Raw genomic sequence first — 22098 nt, forward strand, 5'->3', positions numbered from 1 at the left:
GTCAGCTGTCGCCGCCGGTCTCGCCGACCGGGGCGGCGTTGACGTCGTCGATCGCGTACTTCTTGGCCGCCTCGGCCGGCACCGCGGCCGGGATCTCCCCGCGGACGGCGAGCTGGCGCAGCGTGGCAACCGCGATCGACTCGGCGTCGACGTGGAAGTGCCGGCGCAGCGCGTGCCGCGTGTCGGAGAGGCCGAACCCGTCCGTGCCGAGCGAGGTGTAGTCGCCGGGCACCCACCGGGCGATCAGGTCCGGCACCGCCCGCATCCAGTCGCTGACCGCGACGACCGGTCCGGCCGCCTCCGCCAGCTTGGACTTGATGTACGGCGTACGCGCCGGGCTGCCCGGGTGCAGCAGGTTGTACTCCTCGGCCTTGACCGCGTCGCGGCGCAGCTCGGTCCAGGAGGTCACCGACCACACGTCGGCCGCCACGCCCCAGTCCTGCGCGAGCAGCTGCTGGGCCTTGAGCGCCCACTGCATGCCCGTGCCGGAGGCGAGGATCTGCGCCTTCGGGCCGTCGACGCTGGGCGCCGGCGAGTACCGGTAGATGCCCCGCTTGACGCCCTCGACGTCGAGGTTTTCCGGCTCGACCGGCTGCAGGATCGGCTCGTTGTAGATGGTCAGGTAGTAGAAGACCGCCTCGGACTGCTCGCCGTACATCCGGTGGAGGCCGTCCTCGACGATGTGCGCGATCTCGAAGGCGAACGCCGGGTCGTACGCCACGACGGCCGGGTTGGTCGCCGCGATCAGGTGCGAGTGGCCGTCTTCGTGCTGCAGGCCCTCACCGTTGAGCGTGGTGCGCCCGGCCGTGGCGCCGAGCACGAAGCCCCTCGCCATCTGGTCGGCCGCCGCCCAGAACCCGTCGCCGGTGCGCTGGAAGCCGAACATCGAGTAGAAGATGTACAGCGGGATCATCGGCTCGCCGTGCGTGGCGTACGCCGTACCGGCGGCGGTGAACGACGCCACCGAACCGGCCTCGTTGATGCCCTCGTGCAGGATCTGCCCGGCCGTCGCCTCCTTGTACGACAGGAAGAGCTCGCGGTCGACGGACGTGTACTTCTGCCCGTGCGGCGAGTAGATCTTCTGCGTCGGGAAGAGCGAGTCCATGCCGAACGTGCGCGCCTCGTCCGGGATGATCGGCACCCACCGCCGGCCGAAGTCCTTGTCCTTCATCAGGTCCTTGAGTAGGCGGACGAAGGCCATTGTGGTGGCCACCTTCTGCTTGCCCGAACCGCGCTTGACGTCGGCGAACCGCTCCGCCCCCGGGATCTGCAGCGGGATCGTGGTGGTGCGCCGGGACGGCAGGTACCCGCCGAGCTGCTCGCGCCGCTCCCGCAGGTACTGCACCTCGTCGGACTTCTCACCCGGGTGGAAGTAGGGGGGCAGGTAGGGGTTGGACTCCAGGGCGGAGTCGGGGATGTCGAGGTAGAGGCGGTCGCGGAACGACTTCAGGTCGTCGAGCGTCAGCTTCTTCATCTGGTGGGTCGCGTTGCGCCCCTCGAAGTGCGAGCCGAGCGTCCAGCCCTTGATCGTCTTGGCGAGGATCACGGTCGGCTGGCCGGTGTGCTCGATCGCCGCCTTGTACGCCCCGAAGAGCTTGCGGTAGTCGTGGCCGCCGCGCTTGAGGTTCCAGATCTCCTCGTCGCTCATGTGCTCGACCATCTTGCGGGTGCGGGGGTCGCGCCCGAAGAAGTGCTCGCGGACGAAGGCGCCGGACTCGGCCTTGTACGTCTGGTAGTCGCCGTCGGGCGTGGTGTTCATGAGGTTGACCAGCGCGCCGTCGGTGTCGGCGGCGAGCAGCGGGTCCCACTCGCGACCCCAGATGACCTTGATGACGTTCCACCCGGCGCCGCGGAAGAACGCCTCGAGCTCCTGAATGATCTTGCCGTTGCCCCGCACCGGGCCGTCGAGGCGCTGCAGGTTGCAGTTGATCACAAAGGTGAGGTTGTCGAGCTCTTCGCGCGCGGCCAGCCCGATCGCGCCGAGCGACTCCACCTCGTCCATCTCACCGTCGCCGAGGAACGCCCATACGTGCTGGTCGGACGTGTCCTTGATGCCCCGGTGGTGCAGGTACCGGTTGAACCGGGCCTGGTAGATCGCGTTCAGCGGGCCGAGACCCATGGAGACGGTCGGAAACTCCCAGAAGTCCGGCATCAGCCGGGGGTGCGGGTAGCTGGGCAGGCCGCCGCCCGGCCCGGCGTGGGAGAGCTCCTGGCGGAACCCGTCGAGCCGGTCCTCGCCCAGGCGCCCCTCGAGGAACGCGCGCGCGTACATGCCGGGGGAGGCGTGGCCCTGGAAGAAGATGTGGTCTCCGCCACCCGGGTGGCTCTTGCCGCGGAAGAAGTGGTTCATGCCGACCTCGTAGAGCGAGGCGGCACTCGCGTACGTCGAGATGTGCCCGCCGACGCCGATCTCCGGGCGCTGGGCGCGGTGCACGAGCATCGCGGCGTTCCACCGGATGTACGCCCGGATGCGCCGCTCGACGAACTCGTCGCCGGGGAACCAGGGCTCCTGCTCCGGCGGGATCGTGTTGATGTAGTCGGTCGTGGTCAGGGGTGGGACCCCGACCTGGCGCTCCCGGGCGCGTTCGAGCAGGCTCAGCATGACGTAGCGGGCGCGTTTGGCACCTCGCTCGTCAATGACCGCGTCGAGCGACTCGATCCACTCGCGGGTCTCCTCGGGATCGATATCGAGAAGCTGGCTCGGCAGGCCATCGCTGATCACCGGGCGCTTGCGTTCGGTAGCCACCAGCGCTCCCTCTGCTTTGTGTGATGGGTCTCTGTAGCCTTCCATCCTGCCTTGTGCACCGGCCTCCGTCACGCCTGGTGGACCCCTACGCGACGCTCGACACATGTACCAGGGGGTAACAAAGCGTCAACCTGGGAGGAAGGAAAACCGCACCTGGCGGCTGGGGTTGTCGCCGTTGGTGTCGACCAGGCAGATCGACTGCCAGGTGCCCAGCGCGATACGCCCGTCGATCACCGGCAGGGAGGCGTAGGGGGCGACGAAGGCCGGCAGCACGTGGTCCCGGCCGTGACCCCTGGCGCCGTGCCGGTGCCGCCAGCGGTCGTCGGCGGGGAGCACCGCGTCGAGGGCGGTCAGCAGGTCGTCGTCCGAGCCGGCGCCGGTCTCGATGATCGCCACGCCGGCGGTGGCGTGCGGCACGAAGACGTGCAGGAGCCCGTCGCCCTCCCCGCTCACGAAGTCGGCCGCCTGGCCCGTGATGTCCCGTACGGTGGCGCGCCCGCCCGTCTTCACCGTGATCACCTCTGTGCGCATGCCGCCAGTATGGTTTGACGCGTGAACCCAGTGGTGCTTGACGCCCCGATCGTGGCGGTGACGGTGTACCCGGACCGGGCCCGAGTGACCCGCCGCGGCAAGCTGCGGCTGCCCGCCGGCCCCGGCACGGTCCACATCGGACCACTACCGCTCGGGCTGCACCGCGACTCGGTCCGGGTCGGCGGGCACGGCCCGGCCACCGTGCTCGGCGTCGACGTGGTCGTCCACCACCAGGCCCGCGCGACCGACGCGACAGTCGCCGAGGTCGAGGAGGCCCGCCGGGCGGTCACCGCCGAGCTGGCCGAGCTCGCCGACGCCGACGCGGTCGAGGCGCAGCGGGCCGACTTCCTGTCGACGCTCGCCCAGCGGGCCGGCTCGACGTACGCGCGGGCGGTCGCCGCAGGCGAGTCCGACCCGGCTGCTGTCGCCGGGTTCGCCGACTCGATCGCCGAGCAGCTCACCGCGGGCAAGGCCCGCCAGCGCGACCTCGCCCGCCGCGCGGAGGAGGCCCGCGACCGCAAGGCCGCGCTCGACCGGCGGTACAAGGAGCTGGTCGGCCGCCGCGGGCCGGACCAGCTGGTCGCCGCCGTGGGCCTGCAGGTCTCGGCCGGCGGCGCGGCCGCGGAGGACGTCGAGCTTGAGCTGTCGTACGTGGTGGACGGTGCCGGCTGGGAGTCCACATACGACGTGCGCCTCGCCGACGACCGGCTGGCCGTCACCTGGTTCGGGCTGGTCACCCAGCACACCGGTGAAGACTGGCCGGAGTGCGAGCTGGTGCTCTCGACGGCGCGGCCGGCGACGACCACGACCGTGCCGGACCTCGACCCGTGGTACCTCGACCGCATCCGCCCGCTCCCGGTCGCGCGGGCGGTGGCGGCCACCCGGAGCCGGGAGATGATGCGCGCCGGCGGCCCGCCGATCCCGCCGCCCGCACCGGCTGCCGCCGCGGCCGGGTACGCGGCGGACAGCGTCGCGCCCGACGAGATGCTCCTGCTGGAGGAGAGCACCGGCGTGGTGGAGCAGGGGGTCGCCGCCGCGACGTACCGCCCGGAGCACGCGGTCGCGGTCCCCGCCGACGGCACCGCGCACCGGGCCACCGTGGCCGTGCTCGACCTCGGCGCCGAGCTTGACTACGTGACCGCGCCGGCCAGCTCGCCCGACGCGCACCTGCGCGCCACCGCGGTCAACAGCTCCGCGCACACGCTGCTGCCCGGCCCCGCCTCGGTCTTCCACGGCGCCGACTTCGTGGGCACCACCCGGCTGGAGACCTGGGCGCCGGGCGAGGAGGTCGAGCTTGCCCTCGGCCTCGACGACCGGATCCGGGTGGAACGCAAGCTGACCCGGCGCACCGCCACCAAGGCCGCGCTCGGCTCGACCCGGCGTCGCGAGGTGGAGTACCGGACCACGGTCGCCAACCACACGCCGCGCCCGGCCAAGGTCACGGTGCTGGACCAGATCCCGGTCTCCCGCGACGAGGGGATCACGGTGCGCGCCTTCAAGGTCGACCCCAACCCCGTCGACCGCACCGACCTGGGCGTGCTCAGCTGGAAGCTGGAGCTGGCCCCGGGCGAGACCAAGGAGGTCCACATGGGCCTGCGCGTGGAGCTCGCCCGTGGCGTGGAGATGTCCGGCTGGCGAGAGTAGCCACCCCCACCTCCGAGGGACGTGTATTCGGGCCCCGCGAAGGTGGGTAGTAGTCGTTCATGCGCCGGTGGATGTGGTTCAACGCCCTCTCCCTGGTGATGTTCGGGGCGTTTCTCGTGTTCATCGTGTTACAGAGCGTCTTCGGGTGGCACGTGCGGAACGAGGAGCTGACCCAGTACGGCCACGCCGCCGACAGCTACTGGGCGTACCTGCAGAGCGGGCACTTCGTCGAGGCCGTGTTCGAAAACTGGGAGTCCGAGTTCCTCCAGATGGGCTCGTACGTGCTGCTCACCGCGTACCTCGTCCAGCGCGGCTCGCCCGAGTCCAAGCAGCTTGACGAGGATGACCGGGCCGAGGACTACCCCGAGAAGGCGGGTCCACACTCGCCGTGGCCGGCGCGGCAGCACGGTGTGGCGAACGTGCTCTACCGCAACAGCCTGTCCATCGCGCTGCTCGGGCTATTCGTCGTCTCCTTCGTCATCCACCTGCTCGGCGGCACTGCCGAATACAACGAGCAGCAGGCGCTGGAGAGCGGCGCGGCGCCGATCAGCGCGGCCACGTTCCTCACCACGAGCGACTTCTGGTTTCAGTCGATGCAGAACTGGCAGAGCGAGTTTCTGGCCGTCGGCTGCCTGATCGTGCTCAGCATCTTCCTGCGGCAGCACGGGTCGCCGCAGTCCAAGCCGGTGGTCAAGTCACACGCGCACACCGGCGAGTAGCCGCTGCAGCTCGCGCGGGGTGTGTCCCAGGTGGGCCCGCACGGTCCGGGTGAGGTGCGCCTGGTCGGCAAAACCAAGATCAAAAGCCAGCGCGGCAAGGCTCGTCTCACCCTGCTCGAGCCGGTCCAGCGCCGCGCCGACACGGACCCGGTTGCGGTACCGGGTGAGCGGCGCGCCCACCACCGCATGGAACGCACGGCTGAGCCGGTACGGCGACACGCCCACCAGCCGGGCCAGCGGCACAAGCCCGCGCGCCTCCGGATGGCCGGCACGGATCGCCTCGCGGGCCCGCTCGACCGCCGTCCGGTCACCGCCGTCCGCTGCCCGATCCGGCGCGCTGTCGAGCAGCTGGACCAGCCGCTCGGCGACCGCGAAGTCGGGGTCGTCGCCGTGAGCGGCCCGCCACAGCAGGCGGTGCGCGAGGTCGAGCCGCGCGTCCACGTAGATCGGGCCGGCCGTGCCCTGCCACAGGTCGGCGCCGAGGCGGATGGAGGTGCACTCGTCCCCGCCGTACGGGTGGGCGAAGTGTTCCTCGTCCCCGGTGACGTGGCGTAGCCCATCGTGCGGTCGGCGAGCACCTCGCCACCCCGGCCGCGGCGGCGGAAGCCACCCGAGCGCACGAGCACCACCCCGAACTCCGGCACCGGCTCCGGCGGCGACCACCGCGCGTGGTCGTCGCGGCAGGCCACCGCGCGGACGGTGAAGTCCGGGCGGTCCACCAGCAGCCGGGTGGCGCGCATGGGCCCAGCCTATGCCGGTGCCGGCCGGCAAGAATGTTCAAGACCGGCCCCGCCCGCGCCGCGCACAGTTGCCGCCGTGACCACCGTGACCGCCCGGCCGCGCGCCGGGACGATGCTCGCCGTCCTGCTCACCGGCCAGGCCATGGCGTCGATGGACAACTCCATCGTGGCGGTCGCCGCTCCCGCCATCCGGGCCGACCTCGGGGGGAGCGGGGCGGTGCAGCAGCTCGTGCTGGCCGGGTACACGCTGGCGTTCGCCGTGCTGGTGGTCACCGGCGCCCGGATCGGCTCGCGGTACGGGTACCAGCGAGTGTTTCTGCTTGGTCTGGCGGGTTTCACCGTGACCTCGCTGGCGTGCGGCCTCGCCCCCGGTGCCGCGTTTCTCGTCGCCGCCCGGATCGCGCAGGGCGCCGCCGCGGCCATCATGACGCCGCAGGTGCTGTCGCTGATCCAGGTCCGCTTCGAGGGCGCGGCGCGGGCGCGGGCCATCGGCCTGTACTCGATGATTCTCGCGCTCGGCGTCGCGGCCGGCCAGATCGTCGGCGGCCTTGTGGTGAGCCTCGACATGGGTGGGCTGTCGTGGCGGCCGGCGTTCCTCGTCAACGTGCCGATCGGCCTCGTCCTGCTGGTGGTCGGCCCGCGCCTGCTGCCCGCCGGCACGCCGGTGCCCGCCCGCCTCGACCTGACCGGCGTGTGGCTGCTCTCCGCCGCGATGGTCGGCGTGGTACTGCCGCTGGTGCTCGGCCGCGAGCAGGGCTGGCCCGCGTGGGCGTGGGCCCTGCCGCTCGGCGGGGGAGTCGCGCTGCTCGCGGCCTTCGTTCGGCACGAGCGGCGGGTGGGCGCGCCGCTTGTCGACCTCACGGTGCTGGCCACCCGCCCGGTGCGGCTCGGACTGCTCGCCTGCTGCGCGGTGATGGGGTGCTATGCGGCGTTCCTGTTCGCGCTGACGCTGCACCTGCAGGACACGCTGGGCTTCAGCGCGCTGGCCGCCGGGCTTGCCTTCGTGCCGTACGCGACCGGCTTCGCGACGAGCAGCCTGCTGGCCCGGCGGCTGCCCGCGCGGGTGGTGTCGGTGACCGGCCCGCTGGCCTTCGCGGCGGCGGTGCTGGCGGTGGCGGGCATCGGGCAGAGCGGCTGGCCGTGGGGCCTGGGCAGCGCGCTGCTGCTGGTGGGCGGCGCCGGCCACGCGGCCGGCTTCACACCGCTTGTCACCCGCATCTCGCCGCTGATCCGCCCCGACCAGGCCGCCTCGTTTTCCGCGATGGTCTCCACCGGCGCCCTGCTGGCGAGCGTGCTCGGCGTGGCCGCACTCGGCGCCGTCTACCTGGGGACGGGCTCGTTTGCGCTGGTCGCGGTCCTGATCGCCGTCCTGCTGTGCGGCGGGGCGGCGAGCGCCTCCCGCGTGTAGCGCCGCATTATGCGGCACCCCCGGCTGGCGGCGGCCACTTCGAGGGTTCCGAGCCGACACGCGGTGTCCGCCCTCACCCTCATGCTCATGTACGCATCCACGCATCCGTGGCGGTCCGCCGCCGTGAGCCTTTTCGGGGCGGCCGGCCTCGCACTGGCGATCGGCCTGGGCACGGCCATGGACACGGGCGCGCCAGCGCTCAACCTCGCGTCAGACGCCGCAGCGATGCCGTCAGCGAAGCCGCTGACCGCGGAGCCGGCATCCACCGAGCTGGATGTGCCCGCCGCCGACGGCGTCCGCGTCCCGGCTTCGTCACCTTCTGATCCGTCACCTGTTGATCCTTCACCTTCTGATCTGGCGCTTTCCGATCCGGCGCTTTTCGGTCCAACCGCGCCCGCGTCGTCGCCGTCCTCACCTTCGCCGTCGCCGTCGCTGTCCGAGCCGTCGCTGTCCGAGCCGTCGCTGTCCGAGCCGTCGCTGTCCGAGCCATCGACGGCCGAGCCGTCCACGGACGAGCCGTCCACGGCCGAGCCGGTCTCACCGGCGGGGGCGGCGCCTGAGGAGGCGGAGCCGGCCTCACCGGCGGGGGCGGCGCCCGAGGCGGCGCAGGAGCCGGCCGCGGTGGAGTCCGTGGCCGCGCCGACGCCCACGGCGAGCAACAACCAGCCGATGGTCGGCCCACCGATGCCCACCAACGGCGACACGGACTGCGCGGACTACACGCGGCAGTCCTTCCCGATCGACCCCGCCAACGACCCGAACAACCTCGACGCGGACGGTGACGGCATCGCCTGCGAACCGCCGCCCGGCAGCCGCGAGTCCGAGGACCTGGACTGCGCCGACGTGGCGGAGCGTTCCTTCCGCATCGACCCGGCAAACGATCCGAACAACTTCGACGCCGACGGTGACGGCATCGCCTGCGAACCGCCGCCCGGCGAATGACCGCGAAAAGCCTGAGGCCCCGGTTCCCGCACCGGGGCCTCAGCCTGTGGCGGGGTCGTGGCTGCGCACCGCGGAGGGTGAGGCCGCGGGAGCAACGGTCCGGACCACCGCGGACATCGCGGTAGCTCAAATCGGCATGAATCTCTTTCGCGTCTCGTGGGGTGACGGACGGTCCGGGTGGCCGGGGTTGGCCCGCGTCGGTAATGCTGTGCACCGTGACCACCCCTCAAGATCTGGACGAACGTTTCCGGGAGGCGGTAGGCGGGCTGGCCGAGTCCGTGGGCCAGCAGGAGCCCGGCGCGCCTGTGCGCGAGGGCACCGACCTGACCGGGACCGCCGCGCTCGACCTGTTCGACGCCCAGCTCACCAGCCGTCACCTCGACCTGGCCGGGCGTTGGCTGCGCAGCTTCGGCGAGGGGTTCTACACGATCGGCTCCTCGGGCCACGAGGGCAACGCCGCCGTCGCCGCGGCCGTGCGGGTCGACGACCCGGCGCTGCTGCACTACCGCTCGGGCGCGTTCTACTGTGCGCGGGTCGCGCGGGCGCGGTCCGGCCCGGCCAATGGCAACGGCGACGACGCGGTCAGCGCCGCCGCGCGTGACGTGCTCCGGGGCATGGTGGCCTCCAGCCAGGAGCCCATCGCCGGCGGGCGGCACAAGGTTTTCGGCAACGCCGACCTGCACGTGATCCCGACGACCTCCACCGTGGCCTCGCACCTGCCGCGGGCGGTCGGTGTGGCGTTCGCGATCGAGAGGCTGCGGCGGCTGGGCCCGGCGGCGCGTGCGCTGCGGTCGGCGCGGCCCCAGCTCGACGCGCAGTCGCCGTGGCCGGCGGACGCGATCGCGGTGTGCTCGTTCGGCGACGCCTCGATCAACCACGCGAGCGCGGTGGCCGCCTTCAACACCGCCGGCTGGTGTGACCACGCCGGCCTGCGCCTGCCCGTGCTCTTCGTGTGCGAGGACAACGGCCTGGGCATCAGCGTCCGCTCGCCGTCGGGGTGGGTGGCGGCCGCGCTGCGCGCGCGGCCGGGGATCAGGTACTTCGCCGCCGACGGGTGCGACGCCGCCGCGACCTTCGACGCCGCGACGGAGGCAGCGGCCTGGGTACGCCGCCACCGCCGCCCCGCCGTCCTCCACCTGACCACCGTGCGGCTGATGGGGCACGCGGGCGCGGACGCCGAGAGTGCGTACCGGACGCCCGGCGACATCGCCGCCGACGTGGCGCGCGACCCGCTGGTGGCCACCGCGCGGCTGCTCGTGGCCGCCGGGCTGGCGCGGCCGGACGAGATCGTGTCGCGGTACGACGAGGTGGGCTGGCAGGTCCGCAAGGTCGCCGAGGAGGTGCTCGCCGAGCCCAAGCTGGAGGGTCCCGCCGACATCGCGGCCCCGCTGGCGCCCCGCCGGCCGGTGCGCGTGGCGAAGGCGATCGCCGAGGCCGCCTCGCGGGCGGAAGGGCCGTCCGGTGCGGCACGGGACGCTGGGTTTTCCGCCCGGCTGCCGGAGGAGCAGGGCCCGCTCACGCTGGCCCAGACGATCAACGCGGCGCTCGCCGACGGCATGGTGGCCAATCCGGGCATGGCGGTGTTCGGCGAGGACGTGGCCGTCAAGGGCGGCGTGTACGGGGTCACCAAGGGCCTGCGCGACCGCTTCGGCGCCTCGCGCGTCTTCGACACGCTGCTGGACGAGACGTCCATCCTCGGGCTCGGGCTCGGCGCGGGCCTGAGCGGCATGCTGCCGGTGCCGGAGATCCAGTACCTCGCCTACCTGCACAACGCCGAGGACCAGCTGCGGGGCGAGGCCGCCACCATGCAGTTCTTCTCCCGCGGCGCCTACCGCAACCCGATGGTCGTGCGGGTGGCCGGGCTCGCCTACCAGGAGGGGTTCGGCGGGCACTTCCACAACGACAACTCGGTGGCGGTGCTTCGGGACATTCCGGGCATAGTGGTCGCGGTGCCGGCCCGGCCGGACGACGCCGCGCCGATGCTGCGCACGTGCCTGGCCAGCGCGGCGGTGGACGGCAGCGTGTGCGTGTTCCTGGAGCCGATCGCGCTGTACCACACCCGCGACCTGTATGCGGAGGGTGACGGTGAGTGGCTCGCCTCGTACCTCCCGCCGGACGCCTGGTCCGCCGCTCACGTGCCGATCGGACGGGCCCGCGTGTACGGCGTGGGCTCGGCCGAGGACCTCACGATCATCACGTTCGGTAACGGGGTGCGCATGGCGCTGCGCGCCGCCGCCCGTTTGGCCGGCGAGGGCGTCGGCTCCCGGGTCGTGGACCTGCGCTGGCTGGCCCCGCTGCCGGTGGCGGACATCATCCGCGAGTCCTCCGCGACCGGGCGGGTGCTCATCGTGGACGAGACGCGCCGATCGGGCGGGGTCGGCGAGGGCGTACTGGCAACGTTGGTCGATGGCGGCTTCGTCGGCGCGGCGCGGCGAATCGCGTCGGTTGACTCCTTCATCCCATTAGGTCCGGCTGCCCGTCACGTCCTCGTGACCGAAGATGCCATCACACAGGGTGCCCGAGGGCTCTTGGCACGGTAAATTGCCTTCCACTCGGTGCGCCACTTGCGCGCGGCGACGCACTTGTGTGGACTACGCGCTATCGGCGGTTGACGCCGGCAGTGTTGAGATGAGGAGGCACGCGACAGTGAGCGCGACCGCTGGTCAGGCCGCCGACGGCGTACGCAGCCTGGCGGACCGGTTCGGCATCGAGCCGGGGATGGTGGTCATGGAGATGGGGTACGACGACGACGTCGACGAGGATCTCCGCGACGCCCTTATTGACCGCTGCGGGGAGCTGGTCGACGAAGATACGGACGAGGTCGTGGACGCGGTGCTGGTGTGGTACCGCGACGGCGACGGTGACTTGTTCGACCTGCTCGTCCAGACCCTCACCCCGCTGGCTGACAGCGGCGTGGTGTGGCTACTGACGCCCAAGGCCGGCCGGTCCGGGCACGTCGAGCCGAGCGAGATCAGCGAGGTGGCACCGACCGCCGGGCTGCAGCAGACCTCGACAGTCAATGCGGGTAAGGACTGGAGTGCCGCACGGCTCGTGACACCGCGCGCCGCTCGCAAGAAATAGCCCACCCGCGCGCGACCGGCGGGGCGACCAGCCACCGCCGGGCCGTCGCCATGCGCTGACGAGAAGGGTTCCCCCGATGCCGATCGACGTGGGTGTGCAGGCGCCCGACTTCCTCCTGCGCGACCAGAACAACCAGGAGGTGCGGCTCTCCGACTTCCGTGGCAGCAAGAGCGTGCTGCTGGTGTTCTACCCGCTCGCGTTCACCGGCACGTGCCGTGGCGAGCTGTGCGAAGTGTCGGAAAACCTCGACGTGTACGCCAGCAGCGAGGTCCAGATCCTCACCGTCAGCGTCGACTCCGTCTACAGCCACAAGGTGTGGGCCGAGCGTGAGGGGTACGACTTTCCGCTCCTGGCCGACTTCTGGCCGCACGGCGCCGTCGCACAGGCGTACGGCGTCTTCAACCAGGAGCGCGGGTACGCCAACCGCGGCACCTTCGTGATCGACAAGGCTGGCATCGTCCGCTTCGCCGAGATGAACATGCCCGGCGAGGCCCGCGACCAGGCAGGCTGGCGCAAGGCCCTCGCCGAGGTGCAGGCCTGACCGATCGACTTGCGCCGAGCAGGGGGCGCCCGGCAAGGTAAGCTTGCCGCCGCCTGGATTCATCCGGCGTGGGGGCGCGTAGCTCAGCGGAAGAGCACTCGGCTTACAACCGAGGGGTCGCAGGTTCGAACCCTGCCGCGCCCACAATCGTCGCCCCGGCGATCTCTAGGGCCTGTTTGAACAGAATTGTCCGGCGCAGCCCGGCAAGGATTTCCAAAAGGGTCTAATGCGGGCCGCTGTGTCCGGTGAAGTCGGGGCGTAGCGCACGCCCCGCCGCGCTGTGCGGGTCGGGTTCGCCGTCGGTGTCGGCGATCTCCCGCTGCACCTCCTCGTCGGCCTGCACGATGCCCGCGTCGTTGCCGGACTCGTCGTCGACCTGGCCGTCGCCCGGCGACATCGCCATCGCGCGGGTCAGCTCGGACAGCGGCAGCTTCTCCTCGTCCCGCCAGACGCCATCGGTGTCGTCGCTCATACCGCAAGGGCTACCCGACCGCGCTCCCCGCAAACGGCCCCCGTCCGTTTAGCGGTTCGCTTTTCAGCGCAACGCGACGATCAGGTCGCGGCAGACGCGTTCGCAGGAGCGGCATGCCTCGGCGCACACCTGGCAGTGCTGCTGGCGGGCGGCGTGCTTGGCGCACTCGTCCGCGCAGGCGCGGCAGGCGGTCGCGCACGCCTCCAGCATGGAGCGGCTGATCGCGCCGTCCTCCCCGGCGTGGCGGGAGAGCATGCGGGCGGTGGCGAGGCAGATGTCGGCGCAGTTGAGGTTGAGCGCGATGCACCGGGTCAGCTCGGCGACCGCGTCATCGCTCAGGCAGGCGTCGGCGCAGGCGGTACAGGTTTCGGCGCACGCGTTCAGCGTGTCGATCGTGGCGGCGAGCCGGGTGCGGTCGACATCCGCCCGTCGGGGGTGGGACTCCAGCATGGAGAGCGTGGTGGTCATGAGTGCGCGATTCCCCGTTAAAGCCGTCTCATGCGGCCGTGTCACGTCTGCGCCACAAGATCTGCCCAAAGCCGGCACTCACAGAACGTCCGATGTGGACGGTCCGGCCCGCCGTCAGTCGGCGAGGCGGGCGGCCCGCGCGTTGAGGTACCGCTGCTGCGGCGGGCTCGTCGTGCGCCCGGCGGCCAGCTCGTACGAAGCGCGCGCCGCCGCCCGCTCCCCGGCCATCTCCAGCAGGTGCGCACGCACCGCGTGCAGGCGGTGGTCGCGGGCGATCCGGTCGTCGGCCTCAAGCTCGCCGAGCAGGTCGAGGCCGGCCCGCGCACCGCGCGCCATCGCCACCGCCACGGCGTGGTTGAGCGCCACCACCGGGTTGTCCGACATTTCCATCAGCACCTCGTACAGGGCGAGGATCTGCGGCCAGTCGGTGGCCTCCGCGTGTGGCGCCTCGTCGTGCACCGCGGCGATGGCCGCCTGCACCTGGTACGGACCCGGTGTCCCCTTCGGCAGGGTCGCGCTGATCAGTGCGACGCCCTCCGCGATGTACGCCGCGTTCCACCGGCTCCGGTCCTGCTCGGCCATCGGCACAAGCTCGCCGCCGGGCCCGGTGCGCGCGGGGCGGCGCGCGTCGGTGAGCAGCATCAGCGCCAGCAGACCGGCCACCTCGGTGTCGTCCGGCAGCAGCCGGTGCACCAGGCGGGCGAGCCGGATCGCCTCGGTGGTCAGCTCGGCGCGCTGCAGGGCCGGGCCGGATGTGCTCGCGTACCCCTCATTGAAGATCAGATAGAGGACGTGGAGGACGGCGGCGAGCCGGGGCGCGCGCTCCTCGGGCCCGGGCATCCCGAAAGGGATGCCGCTGTGCTGGATGCTCTGCTTGGCCCGGGTGATCCGCCGGGTCATCGTCCCCTCCGGCACCAGAAACGCGCGGGCGATCTCCGCGGTGGTCAGGCCACCCACGGCGCGCAGTGTCAGCGCGATCTGGCCGGCCGGCGTGAGCGCCGGGTGGCAGCACATGAAAAGCAGGATCAGCGTGTCGTCGGAGTCGGACGCGGGCCGGTCGGCGGCCGGCGCCAGCCACTGCTCGGGCAACACCCACTGGGCGACGGTGTCCTCGCGCCGCTGCCGGGCCTGCTCGCTGCGGAGCAGGTCGGTCAGGCGCCGCGCGGCAACGGTGATCAGCCAGGCGCGCGGGCTGTCCGGCACGCCCTCCTTGGGCCACTGCAGCGCGGCCGCGAGCAGCGCCTCCTGCACGGCGTCCTCGGCGGTGTCGAAATGCCCGTACCGCCGCACGACCGCGCCGAGGACCTGCGGCGCGAGGGTGCGCAGCAGATCCTCGACCTCGGCGTCCGCCACGGTGCCGCTCAGAGCTCCAGGTCCTCGAAGCCGTCGACGATCGGGCGGATGTCCACGTACCAGTCGCGGCCGAGCTGTGCGTGCTCCGGGTGCGGCGTGTGCGCCAGCTTCGCGGCGATCTCGGTGGCGCGGTCGAAGCTCTCGCACTCGACGATCGTGTAGCCGGCCAGCACTTCCTGCGTCTCCGCGTACGGCCCGTCGGTCACCACCGGCACGCCGTCCCGCACGCTCACCCGGCGGGCGTGCACGGGCGCGGTGAGACCCCGGCCGTCGACGAACTCGCCGGACTCCACGAGCTCACCGTTCCACTTGGTCATGAACTCGTGCATGGCGCCGATCTCCTCCGGCGTCCACGCCGGCGCGTCACCCACCGCCTTGCCCGAGATCATGTCGTAGTCCCGCTGCGACCCCATCAGCATGATCAGGTACTTCATGGCAACGCCCCTCTCCATCCGGCGCCCCGGTGGCGCCGTCACGGGAGACGTCGGAGCCGCCGCCCGCCACCGGACATCGCTACCCCGCAGGCTACGAGACCTGTGGCGCGCACGCGGCCGGTCCCGCGTGGGAACCGGCCGCATGGTGTGCCAGCTACGCGGACATCGCGTAGGGATGCAGATGGGCACTTACCGCTTGAATTGCAAAATGCAATTGCGCGGGATCGGCAACCAGTGTCGCGCCGATCAGGGCAATCGATACAGCCACGAAAGCCAACGGTAAGAGACCGATGGTCGCGAGGGCTAAGAGCATGTCTGAGGGACTCGGTTGCCTCCGGTACCGAATGGTCGTGCTCCTCTGGTCAGGGGGCGTCATTGCCCCGCGCGGGACCAACCTATTGGGCGTTCACCATGACCGTCCATGGTGGACGCTAGTGCCAGTTGGTCCTTCCGCGCAACGCCTTTGGTGACACGACGTCCTGTGCAGCGCGTGACTACGCACTGTGTTGAGGCTTGCTGGAGCGAGCTATCGGGGACATTCGTTGAGCAGCTCGGAAATCGCGTTCGCAACGTGTTTCACGCCAATTCGGCGGTAGATTTTCTGTGCCTGCCGGAGCAGGTCGGTACCGTTCTCCGAATTGTCGAGGTGTTTATGGCATCGGCCCGCTCCGTGCAGGGCATTCGCCTCGGCGTTGGGATTGTGCGCTCGCCGCGCGAGGGCGAGAGCCTGTTCGTAGTGGTTGAGTGCCGCCTCCGGCTCGTCTGCGGCGAGCAGAAGCTCACCGATGTTGGAGAGCGCCTCCGACTGCCCTAACTCATCGGATACCTGCCGAAAGAGGGCAAGTGCCCGCTCGTGTGTCTGGGCCGCCGGCTCGTAGTCGTGGGTCAGTCGCTCCACGACCCCGAGGTGGTTGAGCACATCCGCCTCTCCGCTGCGGTAGCCCAGCTTGCGGTACAGGGCGAGGGCGTCTATCGCGACCTGGCGAGCCGCCGGGTAGCGGCCGGCGCGGATGTGTGCGGCCGCGAGGTAGTTGAGCGCGTGAGCCTCGCCTTGGCTGTCGCCGAGATCGCGTTGAATCAGGAGGGCCAGATCGAGCGCTTCGTGACTCGCGTCGTCCTCGCCGATGTGGCTGAGGGCGGTGCCGAGGAAGGTCAAGGCCTTCGCTTCACCGAGCCGGTCGCCGAGCTCGCGGTAGATGGCCAGCGCGCGCCGTTGTACGTCGATGGCGGACGGGTAGCCCTCTGTCAGTTGCCGCAGGCCGCCAAGCTGGTGAAGGGCCTCCGCCTCGCCTTGTCGGTCGCCGAGCTCCTCGCAGAGACGCAACGCCTGATCCGACATCTCCAGCGCCTGTGCAAAAGCGCCGCTGGCCCAGAGGGCGGTGCCCATCTCGTGGAGAGCACGGGCCTGACCGTGCGGGAGGTCCAGACTGCGGTATGTCGCGAGGGCCGCGCGCAGCTCCGCAGCAGCACCGTCATGGCTGCCCAGCCGCCACCGAACCCCGCCGAGCTCGGTCCGCACATCCGCCACTCCGAGCGCGTTGCCGATCCGCTCATAGATCTCCAGCGCCTGCTGAAGAGCTCGCTCAGCCTCGGGGTAGTGGCCAGCGTGTCGACGCAGGACCCCGAGCTCGCGCAGCGCGTCGGCTCGGCCTTCCTGATCCCCGGCCGCATCGGGCACGGACGCCGCTGACTCGTGGAGAGTGATCGCCTGATCCCACGGCCCAGCCAGCCGCAGGTACGGCGCCATCGCCGCGGACAAGGCCGGCAGCAGGCTCACCTGCCGCCGGGCACGGGGCAGGCCCGCACAGGCGAAGAGATTTGCCTGCTCGGCCTTCATCCAGCCCATCGCCTGCCGCCTGGTGCGCAGCGGCGGTAGGTCATCGTCAGTGGCAGCCGACGCGGTGGGTGGCGCGGTCGGGCGCGACAGGTGCCGCCCGGCGGACGCGGCGGCGCGCCGGTAGTAGTCCAGCAGCCGGGCGAGCGCACTGTCACGCTCGCGGGCCGAAGCGGTGCCGGCACGGATGATCGCGTACTCGCGGATCAGGTCGTGCATCCGGTAACGGCCGAGCGTGGGCTGGTCGAGGAGGTGTTGGTGGTACAGCGCGTCCAGGCATTTTCCGGCCTGGCGAGGACTGATGCCGTCGAGCGCGGCGGCGGCGAATCGGTCGACGTCCGGGCCAGGATGGAGGCCGAGGCGCCGGAAGAAGCGGCGCTGGGCGCTCGAGAGCTGGCGGTACGACACGCCGAAGACCGCCTCCACGGTGACGTCCTCGGCGCGCATGGAGGAGAGCGCGTGCTTGGCCTGCGTGAGCTCGCGTACCAGGTCGGCGACGGGCCATCGGGCCTCCAGCCGCAGGCGGGTGGCAAGCAGACAGATCGCGAGCGGCAAGTAGCCGCAGTTCCGCACGAGATCGTCCACAGTGCTCGCCTCGGCGGGCTCGAGGTGGCGGTTCGCCATCGTGGCGAAAAGCGCGGTCGCCTCCTCCGGCGGCAGCGGCTCCAGGGTCAGGTTGACCGGCGCCAGGGTCGCCACCAGGCCGCTCAACCGGTATCGGCTAGTGATCATGACAAGGCAGCGACCCGCGCCGGGCAACAGCGGGCGCACCTGCCGCCAACTGTCCGCGTTGTCGAGAATGACCAAGGCACGGTGTCCGGCCAAGCGTTTACGCCACAACGCCGCTCGGTCTTCGAGTGCCGTGGGGATCTCTGCCGGACGGACACCGTCGGCCGACAGCAACTGGGAAAGCGCATCGCCCGGATCGACCGGGCGCTGCCCCGCGGTGTGAGCGTGAAGATTGACGAAGAACTGCCCGTCCCGAAAATGCTCTTGAAGCATGTGCCCGGCGTGTACCGCGAATGCGGTCTTGCCGACGCCCGGCATTCCGTCGATCGCGTAAACGGGAACGATCGTCTGGGCTTCCGCACGCTGCACGACATAGTGCACCAACGCCCGCAGTTCGCGAGCCCGACCCGTGAAGCCGGCGGTGTCGCGAGGCAGAATGTTGCAGGGCTCGGCGGCTGTGGCGGTCTGCTCGCGGTACAAGAAGATCTGATTACCCGCCGATTGATAGATCTTTTCGCCTTCGCGGGCATGTAGTTGCCTGTCGCCATGAGGCGCCGCGCTACCGGCACCGTCATCGGCCGTTGGTGTCCACCCCACAACAACCACCGGTCCTCACTAATAGTGTTGTGATGACTACGGTACGAGGCGGATGCGAGTCAAGTTCACGGCATAGAAGATCTAATGGGCGACAGAACTGATCGACTGATTCATTCACGTCCGTCGGTCGAATGCATTGGCGTCGGTGATGTTCTTGGAACCCTCGACTTCGGTGAACAACTGGATGGGGGGTGGTTACCAAGAGCGATATCTGTCCTACTCTGGGTTGTTGGGAGGGTGACATGATTGATCCGCTCATGATCGCGGTGGCGACAACGCTGGCCGCAAAGACCGCTGAAGGGCTGTCCGAGGCGGGCCGTTCCGCGATGGGCAAGCTGATCCAGCGTGTTCGCGGACGGTTGGCCGCCGATCCGGACGGCGCGGCGGCGCTGGAGTCGGCGCGGCGCCAGCCGGAGGAAAGACAGCGGATGGAGCGGCTGGCCGCCGCCCTCTCCGAGGTTGCCGCGCGGGACCCGTTGGTCGCCGCCGACGTCGCTCGGTTGTGCGCCGCGGTCCGGGACGGCGGTGTGGCGGCCGCCGACGGTGGCGTGGTCAACCAGGTGTCCGGGAGCGTGGGCGAATCAGTTGTGCAAGCGCGCGACGTGAGCGGCGGTATCACGTTCGGCGCGCGTCCCGATCCGGGCGCGCGCGAAGCTCGATGACCGCGACGGGGCCGGACAGTCGCCCAGAGTCAGCGGTCGTCACGGGCAACCTCCTCAGCGGTTACGTAGCGGGAAACGCTGTGCAGGCCGGCGCGATACACGGCGGCGTTCACGTGTACCAACCGGCGGCTCCGGCGATCCCCGTTCCGCGCCAGTTGCCGCCACCGCCCGCTCGGCTGGTGGGGCGCGAGGAGGAACTCGCCGAGATCGACAGCATTGTGCGACGCGCCCGCGACGGACCCGCGATCGTGGTCCTGAGCGGCACCGGCGGCGTAGGAAAGTCGACTGTCGCGCTGGCGTGGGCTCACCGGGCCCGAGAGCGGTACCCGGACGGGCAGCTCCATCTCAGCCTCGGCGCGTTCGACCCCGCCGGCCCGGCCGACCCCGCCACACTCCTGGCCCGGATGCTCCGCTCGCTCGGCCTTGCGCCGGAGCGCGTACCAGCGGACACGGCCGAGTCGAGCGCCTTGTTCCGTTCCCTCGCGGCGGACAAGCAGCTACTGATCGTGCTCGACAACGCCGTCTCCGCCGCACAGGCGCGCCCACTCCTGCCGCCGTCACGGTCCGCCGCCGTGATCGTGACCGCGCGCTGGCGGTTGGGCGGCCTCCTCGGCGATGGAGCCGCGTTTCTCGACGTCGAGCCATTGGCCGACGAGCCGGCCACCGCTTTGCTGGCCGGCGCGATCGGCACCGAGCGGATGCTGGAAGACCCGGCGTCGGTTTCGACGCTTGTACGCTTTTGCGCTGGTCTGCCGATCGCGCTGGCGATGGCGGCCGCCCGGCTCGCCACACGGCCTCGGTGGCCGGTCGCCCGCGTTGTCGAGGAACTGGCCCAAGAGCGGCGGCGGCTGGTCGCCCTCGGCAGGGACGGTGACTCGGTGCAAGGGACGTTCGATGTGTCGTATCGTGCGCTGGATCCCGCGGCCGCACGGTGCTATCGGGCACTGGGACTGCATCCTGGCCCCGACTTCGGCGTCCCGGTTATGGCCGCGGCGCTGCATCGTGGCCTGGACGAGGCCGAGGACCTGCTCGACAGGCTTGTGGAGGCAAGCCTCCTCAGCGAGGGTGCGCAGCGGCGGTATCACCCGCATGACCTGATCAGGTTGCACGCGCGGGAGGTGGCCGGCGGCGACGCGGACGCGCCCAGCACGACATTGCGCATCCTCGAGTGGTACCTCGCGGGCGCACTCTCGGCCGACCGTGTCCTCACGCCGTACCGGCACCGTGATCCGGTGGACCCGTTCACCGAGCTGGACGCGGGCACGGTGCGACACGACAGCCGGCAGGAGGCGCTTGAGTGGCTGGAAACCGAACGGGACAACCTCGTCGCGGCTGTACAGCGCGCGGCTTCCGACCTGCCGCTGCTGGCGTGGCGGATAGCCGACTCGATGTGGCCGCTGTTCCTCCTGCGTCGCCACCACCGGGACCGTATGCTTGTGGACCGCGTCGCCGTGGAGTGTGCGGTGCGCTTGGGCGATCGCGATCGGGAAGCGCGGATGCTGCGCCGGTGGGCGTTCGCGCATTTCGACGTCGGGATGCTGGAGGAGGCGGAGCGGCACTTCGAGCGCAGCCGGTACCTGTGTGACGCGCTCGGCGACCAGTACGGCGTGGCCTCGGCGGTCGAAGGGCTCGGGATGGTGGCGGCGGCAAGCCACCGATACGAGGCGGCGGTCGACCACTTCGGGCAGCAGGAGCGCCTCTGCCGGGAGTTGGGCGAGCACCGTCGCACCGGCCTCGCATTGCTCAACCTTGGCGGGGCGCACAACGCGCTGTCCCGTCCCGACCGGGCCGTCCGCCATCTGCGCGAGGCGGATTCCATCTTTGCTGGCCTCGACGGAATCGATCCGTACAACCATGCGCGAGTAGGTATCGAGCTGGCCCGTGCGCTCGGCCGGCTCGGCGACTTCGCACCGGCACGGATGCGCCTGCGTGCGGCACTTGGCGAAATGCGCGGCGTGGGCTCGCCGCGTGGCGTGGCCGCCGCGCTGCACCGGCTCGGCGAGCTGGCGCTGTTGGCAGGGGACCACCGGTCGGCCGGGTCACATCTGGCCAGCGCGTTGCAGCTGTACGAGGAACTGGCCGACACGGAGGTGAGCGAGGTGCGACGTCTACTCGCGCTTGTCCCACCAGCCGAGGCTGACGCGCGCCGGATACCGTAGCCGAAGGGACGCCAGCTCGGAGCTGTCGAGCAGCACCGATGTAGGGCGACGGTGCCCGATGCGCCAGCCCGCGTAGAGAACGGCGTCGCCGAGAGCGTCCACCGGGTTTCCCGACGCCAGCCAGCCGTGCAGAAACGCGGCGAAGAGCGAGTCGCCGGCGCTGGACGTGTTCCGGACGCCAAGCGGCGTGGTGGCGGCGACCGTCACGAGCCGCCCGTCCCGCAGGCCCAAAACGCATCCGCGCGGGCCGCAGCCGACCGCCGCCATCCCGGCCCCCGGATGGCGTGTGAGCAACTGCGCTATCCACTGTGGAGCAGGGCAGGGAAGGCGCTCATGGCTGCAGAAGATGATGTCCGCGACGTCGAGCCATGGCTGGTAGTACGGCTCGTTGATGTCGGCGATCACGTTGACGTCAACGGCGATGGGTACGCCGCGCAGCACCGCCGCGGGCAGTAGGGACCGGACGAAGTCGGTGTTTGTCAGCACAGCCAGGTCGGCGCCGTCCAGCGCCTCGGCGAACCGCTCCTCGGGATAGCGGACGGTGTTGACGGTGGTGAGGTGCGGGTACACCATCCGTTGGCCGTTCGGCGCGACCAGCACGACCGCCTGGGAGGACTCCCACCCTTCCACGATTCCTGGCCCGTCCAGATCCGCGGCGCGTAGCTGAGCGCGGACGATCTCGCCCGCCGGGTCGCTGCCGACCACGGAGCAGAGCGTCACGTCGTCGCCGAGCGTTCGCAGGATGGAGGCGATCTGCGCGCCGGCCCCGCCGGGCCCCGTCTCCATCCAGGACGGGGCTACAACGGGTGCGTATCGGATGGGAAAGTCGTCGACCGCGAGGTGCACAGCGAGGCTCGCGACTCCCGCGACAAGGATCCGGCTCACCACCGGCCTCCTTCGTCGCCGACTGGAAACGCCGGCCCGACCGGAGCTGCCGTACATGGGTCCGGCGGTTCAGGCAGTCGAAGGAGGCTGTACATCTGCTCGCGCAGTAGCGCGGCCGCGCGGTTCGGCTTCGACGTGACACCACTCGCTACT

General features: G+C 71.0%; 18 protein-coding genes and 1 tRNA gene. 10 read left to right on the forward strand and 9 right to left on the reverse strand.

From position 1 onward, the window contains the following. Position 1: 1 nt before the first annotated feature. Both aceE and Phou_RS46800 read right to left on the reverse strand, forming a co-directional pair. A complete protein-coding gene (gene aceE, locus Phou_RS46795; RefSeq protein ID WP_173070695.1) occupies positions 2 to 2746 on the reverse strand; it encodes a pyruvate dehydrogenase (acetyl-transferring), homodimeric type in 2745 nt (914 codons plus the stop codon). Between the two features lie 126 nt (positions 2747 to 2872). Then, complete coding sequence (locus tag Phou_RS46800; protein ID WP_173070697.1) at positions 2873 to 3277, reverse strand: YjbQ family protein; 405 nt, start codon at positions 3275 to 3277, stop codon at positions 2873 to 2875. A gap of 21 nt (positions 3278 to 3298) precedes the next feature. Between Phou_RS46800 and Phou_RS46805 the strand changes: the two genes are divergently transcribed. Beyond that, on the forward strand, positions 3299 to 4921 hold the full coding sequence (locus Phou_RS46805) for a DUF4139 domain-containing protein (RefSeq protein WP_173070699.1): 1623 nt from the start codon (positions 3299 to 3301) through the stop codon (positions 4919 to 4921). 59 nt (positions 4922 to 4980) lie between these two features. After that, positions 4981 to 5640: a DUF6766 family protein gene (locus Phou_RS46810; protein WP_173070701.1), complete on the forward strand. Its 660-nt coding sequence runs from the start codon at positions 4981 to 4983 to the stop codon at positions 5638 to 5640. Here the strand turns inward: Phou_RS46810 and Phou_RS46815 are convergent. Then, positions 5617 to 6303: a helix-turn-helix domain-containing protein gene (locus Phou_RS46815; protein ID WP_218579615.1), complete on the reverse strand. Its 687-nt coding sequence runs from the start codon at positions 6301 to 6303 to the stop codon at positions 5617 to 5619. The two genes, Phou_RS46810 and Phou_RS46815, sit on opposite strands and share 24 nt — an antisense overlap. 153 nt (positions 6304 to 6456) lie before the next feature. Here Phou_RS46815 and Phou_RS46820 point away from each other — a divergent pair, with 153 nt between their 5' ends. The 6 genes from Phou_RS46820 to Phou_RS46845 all read left to right on the forward strand — a co-directional run bounded on the left by Phou_RS46820 (position 6457) and on the right by Phou_RS46845 (position 12496). Next, a complete protein-coding gene (locus tag Phou_RS46820) occupies positions 6457 to 7788 on the forward strand; it encodes an MFS transporter (RefSeq protein WP_218579616.1) in 1332 nt (443 codons plus the stop codon). Positions 7789 to 7875: 87 nt separating this feature from the next. Then, a complete protein-coding gene (locus Phou_RS46825; protein ID WP_173070705.1) occupies positions 7876 to 8730 on the forward strand; it encodes a hypothetical protein in 855 nt (284 codons plus the stop codon). Between the two features lie 203 nt (positions 8731 to 8933). Continuing rightward, on the forward strand, positions 8934 to 11270 hold the full coding sequence (locus Phou_RS46830) for a thiamine pyrophosphate-dependent enzyme (RefSeq protein WP_173070707.1): 2337 nt from the start codon (positions 8934 to 8936) through the stop codon (positions 11268 to 11270). 106 nt (positions 11271 to 11376) lie between these two features. Next, positions 11377 to 11811, forward strand: coding sequence for a DUF3052 domain-containing protein (locus Phou_RS46835; protein ID WP_173070709.1), 435 nt, complete (start codon positions 11377 to 11379; stop codon positions 11809 to 11811). 76 nt (positions 11812 to 11887) lie between these two features. Further along, a complete protein-coding gene (locus tag Phou_RS46840; RefSeq protein WP_173070711.1) occupies positions 11888 to 12352 on the forward strand; it encodes a peroxiredoxin in 465 nt (154 codons plus the stop codon). 72 nt (positions 12353 to 12424) lie between these two features. Further along, positions 12425 to 12496, forward strand: a tRNA-Val gene (locus tag Phou_RS46845). 79 nt (positions 12497 to 12575) lie between these two features. Here Phou_RS46845 and Phou_RS46850 read toward each other — a convergent pair. The 5 genes from Phou_RS46850 to Phou_RS46870 all read right to left on the reverse strand — a co-directional run bounded on the left by Phou_RS46850 (position 12576) and on the right by Phou_RS46870 (position 18248). After that, on the reverse strand, positions 12576 to 12824 hold the full coding sequence (locus tag Phou_RS46850) for a hypothetical protein (RefSeq protein ID WP_173070713.1): 249 nt from the start codon (positions 12822 to 12824) through the stop codon (positions 12576 to 12578). A gap of 63 nt (positions 12825 to 12887) precedes the next feature. Continuing rightward, positions 12888 to 13292, reverse strand: a complete 405-nt coding sequence (locus Phou_RS46855) for a four-helix bundle copper-binding protein (RefSeq protein ID WP_173070715.1) — start codon at positions 13290 to 13292, stop codon at positions 12888 to 12890. A 114-nt stretch (positions 13293 to 13406) separates the two neighbouring features. Next, entirely contained in the window at positions 13407 to 14645 is a 1239-nt protein-coding gene (locus Phou_RS46860) for an RNA polymerase sigma factor (protein WP_173070717.1), read from the reverse strand. 8 nt (positions 14646 to 14653) lie between these two features. Beyond that, positions 14654 to 15079 (reverse strand): YciI family protein, encoded by a 426-nt coding sequence (locus Phou_RS46865; protein WP_173070719.1) that lies wholly within the window; start codon positions 15077 to 15079, stop codon positions 14654 to 14656. Positions 15080 to 15605: 526 nt separating this feature from the next. Continuing rightward, positions 15606 to 18248 carry an ATP-binding protein gene (locus Phou_RS46870; RefSeq protein WP_173070721.1) on the reverse strand — a complete coding sequence of 881 codons (2643 nt, stop codon included), beginning with the start codon at positions 18246 to 18248 and terminating at the stop codon, positions 15606 to 15608. A 248-nt stretch (positions 18249 to 18496) separates the two neighbouring features. On the opposite strand from Phou_RS46870, the gene Phou_RS46875 reads away from it, so the two are divergent. Beyond that, positions 18497 to 18901 (forward strand): hypothetical protein, encoded by a 405-nt coding sequence (locus Phou_RS46875; RefSeq protein WP_173070723.1) that lies wholly within the window; start codon positions 18497 to 18499, stop codon positions 18899 to 18901. Between the two features lie 218 nt (positions 18902 to 19119). Next, a complete protein-coding gene (locus tag Phou_RS46880) occupies positions 19120 to 21060 on the forward strand; it encodes a tetratricopeptide repeat protein (protein ID WP_246274825.1) in 1941 nt (646 codons plus the stop codon). Here the strand turns inward: Phou_RS46880 and Phou_RS46885 are convergent. Further along, positions 21010 to 21945: a carbohydrate kinase family protein gene (locus Phou_RS46885; RefSeq protein ID WP_173070727.1), complete on the reverse strand. Its 936-nt coding sequence runs from the start codon at positions 21943 to 21945 to the stop codon at positions 21010 to 21012. The genes Phou_RS46880 and Phou_RS46885 overlap by 51 nt on opposite strands. Positions 21946 to 22098: the final 153 nt, after the last annotated feature.

It is taken from the genome of Phytohabitans houttuyneae, assembly GCF_011764425.1.
Taxonomy (GTDB): Bacteria; Actinomycetota; Actinomycetes; order Mycobacteriales; family Micromonosporaceae; genus Phytohabitans; species Phytohabitans houttuyneae.

What these genes read in the sequence shown, in the direction of transcription:
- Phou_RS46825 (WP_173070705.1), top strand. Translation starts at nt 7,876, where the DNA reads ATGTACGCATCCACGCATCCGTGGCGGTCCGCCGCCGTGAGCCTTTTC.
- Phou_RS46830 (WP_173070707.1), top strand. Translation starts at nt 8,934, where the DNA reads ATGCTGTGCACCGTGACCACCCCTCAAGATCTGGACGAACGTTTCCGG.
- Phou_RS46800 (WP_173070697.1), bottom strand. Translation starts at nt 3,277, where the DNA reads ATGCGCACAGAGGTGATCACGGTGAAGACGGGCGGGCGCGCCACCGTA.
- Phou_RS46855 (WP_173070715.1), bottom strand. Translation starts at nt 13,292, where the DNA reads ATGACCACCACGCTCTCCATGCTGGAGTCCCACCCCCGACGGGCGGAT.
- Phou_RS46810 (WP_173070701.1), top strand. Translation starts at nt 4,981, where the DNA reads ATGCGCCGGTGGATGTGGTTCAACGCCCTCTCCCTGGTGATGTTCGGG.
- Phou_RS46850 (WP_173070713.1), bottom strand. Translation starts at nt 12,824, where the DNA reads ATGAGCGACGACACCGATGGCGTCTGGCGGGACGAGGAGAAGCTGCCG.
- Phou_RS46865 (WP_173070719.1), bottom strand. Translation starts at nt 15,079, where the DNA reads ATGAAGTACCTGATCATGCTGATGGGGTCGCAGCGGGACTACGACATG.
- Phou_RS46875 (WP_173070723.1), top strand. Translation starts at nt 18,497, where the DNA reads ATGATCGCGGTGGCGACAACGCTGGCCGCAAAGACCGCTGAAGGGCTG.
- Phou_RS46840 (WP_173070711.1), top strand. Translation starts at nt 11,888, where the DNA reads ATGCCGATCGACGTGGGTGTGCAGGCGCCCGACTTCCTCCTGCGCGAC.